Origin of the sequence: Paenarthrobacter sp. NPDC057355 (assembly GCF_042667405.1) — a bacterium.
In the GTDB taxonomy this organism is placed as follows: Bacteria; Actinomycetota; Actinomycetes; order Actinomycetales; family Micrococcaceae; genus Arthrobacter.
Genome location: NZ_JBHVAL010000016.1, coordinates 105,952 through 115,583 on the forward strand (window position 1 = coordinate 105,952; position 9,632 = coordinate 115,583).

The following is a 9,632-nucleotide window of genomic DNA, read 5'->3' on the forward strand; positions in this document are numbered from 1 at the left end:
GGTAGTCCTAGAAGAAGGTGTGGATGAGGTCGATGACGGTCTGGTCACTGTTGGTGTCGGCGAGGACCGGGATGAGCGTCCACTTGTCGAACGCCGTGCAGGGGTGGGACAGGCCCAGCCGGACCACGTCGCCGGGGCGGACAGTGGTGGTTTGGGGGTCGAAGGTCATGAAGGAGTGCTGGTCGTTGACGGAGGTGATCTCCGCGCCGGCCAACGCTTCCATGGCTCCGCCGAGCACTGGGCCGATGAGTTGTGGCTCGGGAAGGCCTTCGTCGAAGGGAAGGTCGCGCTTGCCGGCGTCGAGGATCGCCAGGCCCGGCTCCGGCTGCGAAACGACGCGCGCCCAACCGTACATTCCTGCATGGAACGGCTGATCGCCAGCCCGGGAGAACGGCGAGATACCGCGGTAGAAGCCGTCGTCGTGGATGATGTAGGCGCCGCTGCGGATCATCAAATCAACTGACGGCCCTCCGGTTTCGGCGCCGGCGCTGATGGTCGGGGCAAGGACGGTCACTACATCGTCGAAGTAGGCACTGCCGCCGGCGGTAATAAACACTGACGCCGCGCCGTATAACCCAGCCGCGAGGAGTTCCTCGTGGAGCAGCCGCATGTCGGCGAGGTAGCCCCGGACGGCGGCCAGGCCGGCGTCGTCCGCTGTGTGCGCGAGCGAGCCTTCGTAGCCGCTGACGCCCACCAAGCGGAGGTGCTGCGCGGCGTGCACGGCCCGGGCCACGTCCAGCGCGGCCTCAACGCCGCGGGCACCGGTCCGGCCACCGTGCGCACCGAGTTCCACCAGGACATCGAGTACCGAGTCGGTGCCGGCGAGCGTCTGCTCGATCACGGCGACTGTCTCCGTTGAGTCGACCCAGGACAGGATGGTGGAGTCCTGGCCGGCGACCCACTGGATGGCATGCGGATCGGTGAGGCTGTTGGCCAGCTGCAGGTTTTGCACACCGAATTCCCGGGCCACGCGAAGCTGCGCGAAGTTGGCCAAGGTGATGCCCCACGCGCCGCGCTTGAGCTGCTCGGCCCAGAGCTGCGGGGACATGGTGGTCTTGCCGTGGGGAGCGAGCAGCACGCCCTTCCCCGCGCACCACTGGGCGAGCCGATCCGCATTGGCATCCAAGGCCTGCGCGTCGAGCGTGAGCAGCGGAGTCTGGAGGTCCGCGAGCGTGTGCTTTTCGTCGAGGAATTGTGCATGCGTGGTCCCGTTGGCAGCGGCGGGGATGGCCTTGTGATGCCAGTCGAGCCGGCGGTCGGCCAAGGATCCCACGGCGGTTGCCGAGATTGCTTTGGAAGTGTCCACGCGTTGATTCCCTTCGCGGTGCTGCGGCGTTGAAGCTGCGTTGTGGGCTGCTTGTGTTGCGTTGCGTATTTTGCAACGCTGGTTGCAAACCTGATGGTGATATGTCTAACATGGTGGCGGATCGAGAGTCAAGGCCGCTGCGAAGCGCGCGAACCATGGGAGAACGAGTGCTTTCAGCTGTATGTGTCGGCGAAACGATGGCGATGCTGACGCCCACCCAAGCCGTTCCGCTGCACCTGGCCTCCGAGCTTCACTGCGGAATCGGGGGCGCGGAGTCCAACGTCGCCATGGGTCTTGCCGCGATGGGCCTGGAGACGCACTGGGTCAGCCGGGTGGGCCACGACGGCTTCGGCACCCGCATCCTCAACGACCTCCGCGAGCATGGTGTGGGCGTCTCCGGAGTTGAGCTCGACGCTGAGCGACCCACTGGCCTCTACGTGAAGGTCCCAGCCCAGGAGTCAGACCCCGACGGCGGCAGTTCAGTCCTGTACTACCGGCAAGGATCCGCGGCCTCGGCCATGGGACGGGACACACTCTCCAACCCCGCTGTTGCTGCCATGCTGGAGAAGGCCTCGCTGATCCACCTCAGCGGAATCACGGCCGCGCTCTCGCCGGAATGCCTTTCCCTCCTCGAAGCCTTGCTCACCACACCCAGGGACGGCCGCATCATCAGCTTCGACGTCAACTGGCGGGCAGCCCTTTGGGCAGGACAGGATCGCGGCGTCCTGCAGCGGCTGGCGAACCTGGCCGACGTCGTGCTGGTTGGAAAAGACGAGGCCGAGCACGCCTTCGGAACCACCGATGAAACTGAACTCCGCCGCCTCATGCCGGATCCCCAGGTGCTGGTCATCAAGAACGAGGCGATCAGCGCGATTGCCCTGGACCGCAGTGGCACCCGGGAAGAAGTGCCCGCATTGTCCGTCGCCGTCGTCGAGCCTGTGGGCGCGGGTGACTCCTTCGCCGCCGGCTACCTCAGCGGCCTGCTCTACGGGCTGGGCCAGAAGGCGAGCCTCCGACGTGGCCATGTTGCCGCAGCCTGCACGCTCACTGTCCACGGCGACCGAGGCCCCCTGCCTCCCGCCGCGGAGCTCGCCGCGATCCTCGATTCTTCGGATGGCGATTGGGCTGCTATCCATGTTGAAGACGGACAATTCAACACCGGAACCGGAGCGTGACACCTTGAGCCAAAGCCTCCTGCGGGCCATCGACCTGCTTGGCGAACTCGCCGCGAAGCCAGCCACCTTGGATGAACTGTCTTCCAAGGCCTCCGTGCACAAAACCACCGTGATGCGCCTCCTGCACGCCCTCGAGGAGAAGCGGCTTGTGGTCCGGGACGACGATCAGCGCTTCATGCTGGGCTCCAAGCTCTTTGAACTCTCGTCCTTGGCCCTGGAACAGCGGGATATCCGCAAGGTCGCCCACCCGCACCTGGCCGAGCTGAACGGCCGCACGGGGCACACCGTGCACCTGGCCGCCTTTGAAGGGAACGAGGTGGTCTATATCGACAAGTTCGAGTCCCACCACCCCGTCCGCATGTACTCGCGCATCGGCCTGACTGCATCGCTGCACTCGGCCGCTGTGTCCAAAGTCCTCCTCGCCGACATGCCGCGGAGCCGGCAGGAAAAGATCGCCGCGGGGTTGGACTACGTCAAAGTCACCGAAAACACCCTGACCTCGCCCTCTGCCCTCCTGGCGGAGCTGGAGCTGGTCAAGGAACAAGGCTGGGCGCACGACAACGCCGAGCACGAAGCTTTCGTGCACTGCATCGCGGCCCCCATCCGCGATGCCAGCGGCGCCGTTGTTGCCGCAGCCTCTTGTTCGGTACCGGTAGTGATGCTCAGCTATGAAGGTCTGCTTGAGCTGCTGCCCGATCTCAAAGCCAGCACCGAGGCCATCTCCAACGACCTCGGCTGGATCAGCCACGAAAGGAACCCCGCATGAGCGAGAAGACCGTAGTACTCACCGAAAACGCCCCCGCCCCGGCACACGTATTTTCCCAGGGCATCAAGAAGGGCGGCATGTTCCAGGTGTCCGGCCAGGGCCCCATGGACCCGGCCACCAACCAGTACATCGGCGAGGGCGACGTCCGCGTCCAGACCCGCCGCACCCTGGAGAACGTCAAGGCCATCCTCGAAGCAGGCGGCTCCTCCGTTGAAGACGTCCTGATGTTCCGCGTCTACCTCACCACCCGCGACGACTTCGCCGCCATGAACGAGGTCTACGGCGAATTCATCCGCGAGAACGTCCCCAGCGGCCTGCTGCCCAGCCGCACTACGGTGTTCGTGGACCTCCCGCACGAGGTCATGCTGGTGGAGATCGACGCCCTGGCCGTCACCGCCTGACGCTCGCGCACATCCCTACCGCTTGAGCCCAACGCTCACGCACATCCCTACCGCTTGAGCCGATCGCTCACGCACTTAGGGACACGTCCGACGGCGGCACTCACCACGAGTGCCGCCGTCGAGCCGTTAAGAGGTGGTCACCCGGTCAGGTGCTTCTGCCTTGCGGAAGCGGAGCTTCCACGGGGTGAGCGCCGACTCAAGCTGCTCGCGGAGATTCATCTTGGAGGCCCCTTCCACGCGCTCCTCAAAATGGATGGGAACCTCCATGATGGTGAGGCCATGCCGGGCTGCCCGGTAGTTCATCTCGACCTGGAATGAGTAGCCGTCACTGTGGATCGACGCCACATCTATCTGTCGCAGGGCGGACGCAGTCCAGGCCTTGTATCCCGCCGTCGCATCTTTGACTTTCAAGCCCAGGATCACTCCCACGTAGAAGTTCGCCCAGGCCGAGAGTGCCTTCCGGTGCCACGGCCACTCCGCAGCCGTGGACCCGCCCTGGACGTAGCGCGAACCGATCACAAGCGCGGCCCCGGAAGTCCCGACCCGGTCAAGCATGATGGGGATGGCAGAGACGGGGTGGGACAAATCGGCGTCCATTTGGATGATGACGTCGGCATCAGTGTCCAGTGCTTGGGTCATTCCGGCCACGTACGCCCGGCCCAGTCCGTCCTTTTCTTTCCGGTGGAGGACGGACACCGCGCCCCGGGAGCCTGCTGCCAGCTGATCTGCCACCGACCCTGTCCCGTCGGGTGAATTGTCGTCAACAACAAGCACGTGGAGTTGTGGAATGGCCAGTGCTTGAAGTTGGGCGACGAGGACCGGCAGGTTCTCCCGCTCGTTGTAGGTGGGCACAACAACAGTGATTTTCGGATGTACAGCAGTCAAGACGTGGGTCCCCAATTCGGTATTCGATGATCACCGGGGCTCAGCGCAGTGTGAAGCGCAGTATGAGCAGCCTCCGGGCAGGGCCAGTCTATTGATCCAAGCTGGAAGTCCGTACCGCCACGACCTACTTTGAGCCCCGGTCAGCGTTCAGCTTGCAGGCGCTTCGGGGCAAATGTTGGCGGAACCGCAGGAACCCGCTGCCGTTTTGCGTACACCCGGGCACGTTGGCTGGACAGTGCCAGGAGCACCAGGATGTCCGTAGCCAGACCCGCAAGGCCGGCCTCCAGGGTGATGTTGGCGCTTCCCGTGAAGTAGTCAATCGCCTGCACCACCACGGAGACGGAACTCAACCCCATCGCGATCACGCGGGCACCATTGCTGCCAAGGAAAATCCGCCAGGCCAGGAAAATCTCACCCAGCCCGAACAGCAGGACCACCACGGCGATGAAGGTGACCACCGCCGTCGTGGTTTGTGGGTCAAGGGGGTCGCCGTCGGTGGTGAGTTCCGTGAACACCTCTGAGGAGGTCAAAAGAGTCAAGGCGAGGACGAAAGCCGCGATGGACCGGGCCACAACCAGGGCGGCGCCCATCGTGGTGGGGGCCGGGCGCCTGTCGCGGCTGTCCGTTGCGCGGGAAGGCTGGTTCGCCGGGACGGGTACCTGGCGCGCATCGATGATGGGGAGGTCGCCGTCGGTTGAAATTGAGTCCCCACCGCCGTTACGTGAGTGGTATCCGGTGGAGAAATCCTTGATGACCTGAACCGTCACAGCAGGCTCGGCGTCGGACACCGTCCGCACGATGTGGTCCCGCTCAACGTCGGTATTCTGCTCGATCTTGTGCGTGATCTGGAGGGTGAAGAGCGAGAATCCGACGCTGCGGTCGTAGGTTCCGGCGGCGAGCCAGTCCACCTTGTGTCCGCCAGGAAGGAGCCAGCCGTCCGGGCAGCGCCAGAAGCGGACGTGGTGGCGCTTGCCCGGATTGTTGTCCACTTCCTGCTGGTAGGCGAAGTCCTGCTGCCGGTCGAAGAGATAGAGCGGGCTGACCGGAGCCTCGGAGTAGCTGCGCCGGAAGATGGTGGAGCTGATTATGCGGCGGCTGCTGCCGAGGGTGACGTCGTCCGCTTGTGTCCATCCCGCGGCACGCATGATGGCGTGGATTTGCGGTTCGTGGCCGAGCAACGCAACGTTCACGGGGTCGCCCAGGAGCCCGTCGCTGGTCCGGGCCCGTCCGATGAAGTAGCCGGGAACGTAGATGGAGGTGAGGATGCGGTGGAGGCGAGGCAGGAGCAGGTAGGCCAGGAACGCCCAAAAGAAGAAGTAGAACCACAACTGGCCCCAGCCCAAATGGAAGCTCTCCCCCACCAACAGGAAAGCCAGCCACACCGAAGCGGCCCCGCCCAGGATGAAAAAGGCGTGATCCAGCCAAGTGTCGGTCACTTCCCTGGTCGGTGCCTTGTACACGGGTCTAACTCCCGGCGACGCTGAGTTGTTTGTTGTCGATGAGCCACTGGACGGACTCATGAACAGCCTGCTCCGGTTTATATCGCGGCGCATAGCCCAACAGCGACTTGGCTTTCTCTATGGTCAGGCAGTGGTTGCGGGACAGATGCGCCCAGCTCGCGTCCGCATGCTCGTCAGGGGTGATCCGGCGGAATTCCTCCCACCCCACCGATTCAAACTGCGGTTCCTGGCCGAACCAGGAAGCAGCAATCCCCGCAAAACCCCGTACGCTCAAAGCCGTCGGGGCGACGATGTTGAAGTCTTCGCCGCCTGCCGCCTCGCGACGCTGGATCGCCTTCTCGAACGCCTGGGCGACGTCGTCTGCATGGACGTGGTGCATCAATTCCGTGCCGCTCCCGGGCATTTCCACTGTCTGCCCAGCGGAGATCTTCTGCCAGACAGAGGGATCGAAGTTCCCCAAAGGCCCCACCGGATGCCAACCGGGACCCACAATGTGGCCGGGGTGCAGCGACGTTGTGACCAGCCCGCCGGAAGCCGTCTCGTCCTTGAGCATGCGGGCGATGTCGCGCTTCTGGATGCCGTACTCGTCGATGGGTTCGACGGCGGAAGAGGAGCCTTCCGCTATTGGCAACTTGATGCTGGCGCCGTAGCGCCAAATGGATCCACAGTGCAGGAGATGTCCCACCTCGCCGCGGATCCGGCTTACCAGCGCGGTTGCCGAGTCAAGCGTGAAGCACAGCAAGTCAACCACGACGTCGGCGCCCAGTCCCGCTATCCGGTCGCCGAAGGTGCCCGCCTGGTCCTCCTGCCCACGGTCCGCTGTCATCTGGAGGACCTGCTGCCACTCGGGCGCATCCGTGTAGGGGGTGCTGGTTCCCCGGCTGACGTTGATCACCTCGTGCCCACCACGGACAAGCCTGGGCACAAGGAACGAGCCGATGTGGCCACTGCCGCCGATGACAACGATTTTCATGGCTTCCCTTCATCTCTTGGGTAGAGCTGGGAGTTCCAGAGTAGCCGGGCTTGCCGACGAACGCGCCCATAACGCCGAGCTCGCTGGAACCTACCCGAAGCCCCTGCAAATTTCCACACGAACACGCATTGCTCCAGCGAACTGGGCGGGGCGGGTCTCATCGGCCAAACGCATGACTCACTTCTCCTTGAGGTCGACAAACAGCTGCCAAGGATGCTTAGCATGATTACGCCGGGTACTCCCGGGTACGTGACCTGTTGAATGACCCCTCGGACGGTCGGCGCTGATGCGGCGGCCACGTAAAGGAGAATGCTGTGCGGGAGCCTGTAGTCAACGAAAGCGCGGCAGAAGTCAGCGCTGGTCCAGCCGAAACACTGGAAGAAGCACAGGCAGAGCCGCAGGAAACCGAGGAAACCGCTACGGAATCCCCGGAAATCACCTTTGACGAGCAGTTCTACCCCGCCCGGCCCAAAGCGCTAAGGCCGATCGCCCGCCGTCGTCAGTTTTTTGCCGCGCGGCCGTCCCTTGAATTCGACGGCCTCAACAAGACGTATGTGGACTGGTTGAGAAACCAATCCATGCTCGGCGACGCGAACACCATGGCCAGGCAGCTTTCGGGCCAGGCCAGCATGTGGCAGAACGCCTACGCCCGGCCTAACCCGAGGGCCGCCGTGGAGAAGGCGCCCGTGTGGTTCACGGCGTACCCGTTGTCCTACATCACGCGGGAGAACCAGTCGTTCCTGTCGGCGCTGGGTGATCCCGAACTATGGAAAGCCTTCCGTGAAATCGGAATCCGCGGCCTTCACACAGGCCCCGTGAAACTGGCTGGCGGCATCAGCGGCTGGTCGCAGACCCCCAGCGTCGACGGGCACTTTGACCGCATCAGCATGGCGATCGACTCCGCGTTCGGCACGGAAGAGGAGTTCCGCCAGATGTGCGAGATCGCCGCCGAGCACGATGGCACGGTGATCGATGACATTGTCCCCGGGCACACGGGCAAAGGCGCCGACTTCCGGCTCGCCGAGATGAACTTCCGCGACTACCCCGGCATCTATCACATGGTGGATATTCCCGAGGAGGACTGGCATCTGCTTCCGGACGTTCCCGAGGGCAAGGACTCGGTGAACCTCAGCCCTGAAGCCGAACAGGCACTGCAACAAGCGGGGTACATCATCGGCCGGCTGCAGCGCGTGATCTTCTACGAACCCGGGGTGAAGGAAACCAACTGGAGTGCCACCCGTGCCGTCGCGGACACCACGGGCAAGGTCCGCCGTTGGGTCTACCTGCACTACTTCAAGGCCGGGCAGCCGTCCATCAACTGGCTGGACCCTACCTTCGCCGGAATGCGCCTGGTGGTGGGCGATGCCCTGCACTCTTTGCTGGACCTTGGCACCGGTGCCCTGCGCCTGGACGCCAACGGATTCCTGGGCGTCGAGAAGAGCGCTGAGGAACAGCCGGGCTGGTCCGAAGGGCATCCCCTGTCCGAGGCCGCCAACCAGCTGATCGGGTCCATGATCCGCAAGGTTGGCGGGTTCTCCTTCCAGGAACTGAACCTCACCATCGACGACATCAAGGCCCAGTCCGAGGCCGGTGCGGACCTTTCCTACGACTTCATCACCCGCCCGGCGTACCACTACTCCCTGGTCACGGGCGATACCGAGTTCCTCCGGCTGACCCTGAAGCTCGCCATGGAAATCGGAGTGGACCAGGCATCCCTGGTCCACGCACTCCAGAACCACGACGAGCTGACCTACGAGCTCCTGCACTTCGCAGCCGGACACCGGGATGACATTTTCGAACTGGGCGGTGAGGAACTGACCGGCGCAGAGGTAGCGGAGAAGGTCCAGCAGACCCTGCGCGAGCGCCTGACCGGCGAAAACGGCCCGTACAACGCCCTCTTCACCACCAACGGCATAGCCTGCACCACTGCGAGCTTCATCATGGCCACTTTGGGCATCAAGGACCCGGAGGCCATTACGCCCGAGCAGGAAGCGCAGGTGTTGGACGTCCACATCCTGCTGTCCATGTACAACGCGCTGCAGCCCGGTGTTTTCGCCCTCTCCGGATGGGACCTCACCGGCATCATCGCGCTGGATCGAGGGACCGTCGGCGAGCTGACGTCGCAGGGCGATACCCGTTGGATCAACCGCGGAGCCCACGACCTCATGGGCACCAGCCCGGATGCCACCACGTCCTTGGCCGGTATGCCCCGGGCGCGCAGTCTTTATGGCCCGTTGCCGGATCAGCTCAAGGATGAGAATTCCTACGCCCGGCGCCTCCAGAAGATCCTCACAGTGCGGGAAGAGTCCGGGATCGCCACCAGCACCCTGCTGGACATTCCGGACGTTTCCAACCGCGGCCTGCTGGTGATGGTCAACCAGCTCGCCGACGGAGCCATCCAGGTGACGGTCCTGAACTTCTCCGACCAGGACATTGCCGGCAGCGTCCAGTCCGCGCACCTGGTGCCTGGCGCGACGGTCCATGATCTGTTCAGCCGCGAGGATGTGGGGCAGGTGGACGATCTGGGCAGCTTCTTCCTGGAACTTCGCGCCTTCCAGGGCACGGCCCTGGTGCTGAAGGACCCGGTGGAGGACGAGGTCACCGAGTAGACCGTTCCGCGAGTTGGCAGTTAATGGCAATGTTTCCGGGAAACATTGCCATTAACC

The 9,632-nt window shown here is 64.0% G+C and carries 8 protein-coding genes; 4 read left to right on the forward strand and 4 right to left on the reverse strand.

The genetic code is table 11. The features are described 5' to 3' along the window. Nucleotides 1-7: 7 nt before the first annotated feature. A complete protein-coding gene (locus ACFUOZ_RS16565; protein WP_377550073.1) occupies nucleotides 8-1,306 on the reverse strand; it encodes an alanine racemase in 1,299 nt (432 codons plus the stop codon). A 167-nt stretch (nucleotides 1,307-1,473) separates the two neighbouring features. On the opposite strand from ACFUOZ_RS16565, the gene ACFUOZ_RS16570 reads away from it, so the two are divergent. From ACFUOZ_RS16570 to ACFUOZ_RS16580, 3 genes are read left to right on the forward strand one after another with little or no spacing between them, the layout of a single operon-like run. Then, nucleotides 1,474-2,481, forward strand: a complete 1,008-nt coding sequence (locus ACFUOZ_RS16570; protein ID WP_377550075.1) for a sugar kinase — start codon at nucleotides 1,474-1,476, stop codon at nucleotides 2,479-2,481. After that, on the forward strand, nucleotides 2,441-3,247 hold the full coding sequence (locus ACFUOZ_RS16575; protein WP_377550077.1) for an IclR family transcriptional regulator: 807 nt from the start codon (nucleotides 2,441-2,443) through the stop codon (nucleotides 3,245-3,247). The genes ACFUOZ_RS16570 and ACFUOZ_RS16575 overlap by 41 nt, the downstream gene beginning before the upstream one ends. Further along, entirely contained in the window at nucleotides 3,244-3,648 is a 405-nt protein-coding gene (locus tag ACFUOZ_RS16580; protein ID WP_024818727.1) for a RidA family protein, read from the forward strand. The genes ACFUOZ_RS16575 and ACFUOZ_RS16580 overlap by 4 nt, the downstream gene beginning before the upstream one ends. 126 nt (nucleotides 3,649-3,774) lie before the next feature. On the opposite strand, the gene ACFUOZ_RS16585 is transcribed toward ACFUOZ_RS16580, so the two are convergent. The 3 genes from ACFUOZ_RS16585 to ACFUOZ_RS16595 all read right to left on the reverse strand — a co-directional run bounded on the left by ACFUOZ_RS16585 (nucleotide 3,775) and on the right by ACFUOZ_RS16595 (nucleotide 6,966). Then, a complete protein-coding gene (locus tag ACFUOZ_RS16585) occupies nucleotides 3,775-4,533 on the reverse strand; it encodes a polyprenol monophosphomannose synthase (protein WP_377550080.1) in 759 nt (252 codons plus the stop codon). A 140-nt stretch (nucleotides 4,534-4,673) separates the two neighbouring features. Then, nucleotides 4,674-5,993: an LssY C-terminal domain-containing protein gene (locus ACFUOZ_RS16590; RefSeq protein ID WP_377550082.1), complete on the reverse strand. Its 1,320-nt coding sequence runs from the start codon at nucleotides 5,991-5,993 to the stop codon at nucleotides 4,674-4,676. Nucleotides 5,994-5,997: 4 nt separating this feature from the next. Continuing rightward, nucleotides 5,998-6,966, reverse strand: a complete 969-nt coding sequence (locus tag ACFUOZ_RS16595) for an NAD-dependent epimerase/dehydratase family protein (protein ID WP_377550084.1) — start codon at nucleotides 6,964-6,966, stop codon at nucleotides 5,998-6,000. 314 nt (nucleotides 6,967-7,280) lie between these two features. Between ACFUOZ_RS16595 and treS the strand changes: the two genes are divergently transcribed. Continuing rightward, on the forward strand, nucleotides 7,281-9,575 hold the full coding sequence (gene treS, locus ACFUOZ_RS16600; RefSeq protein WP_377550086.1) for a maltose alpha-D-glucosyltransferase: 2,295 nt from the start codon (nucleotides 7,281-7,283) through the stop codon (nucleotides 9,573-9,575). Nucleotides 9,576-9,632 lie beyond the last annotated feature (57 nt).

Excerpts from the sequence above, each read along its gene's own strand:
- ACFUOZ_RS16575 (WP_377550077.1), top strand. The coding sequence starts at position 2,441 with ATGTTGAAGACGGACAATTCAACACCGGAACCGGAGCGTGACACCTTG.
- ACFUOZ_RS16580 (WP_024818727.1), top strand. The coding sequence starts at position 3,244 with ATGAGCGAGAAGACCGTAGTACTCACCGAAAACGCCCCCGCCCCGGCA.
- ACFUOZ_RS16595 (WP_377550084.1), bottom strand. The coding sequence starts at position 6,966 with ATGAAAATCGTTGTCATCGGCGGCAGTGGCCACATCGGCTCGTTCCTT.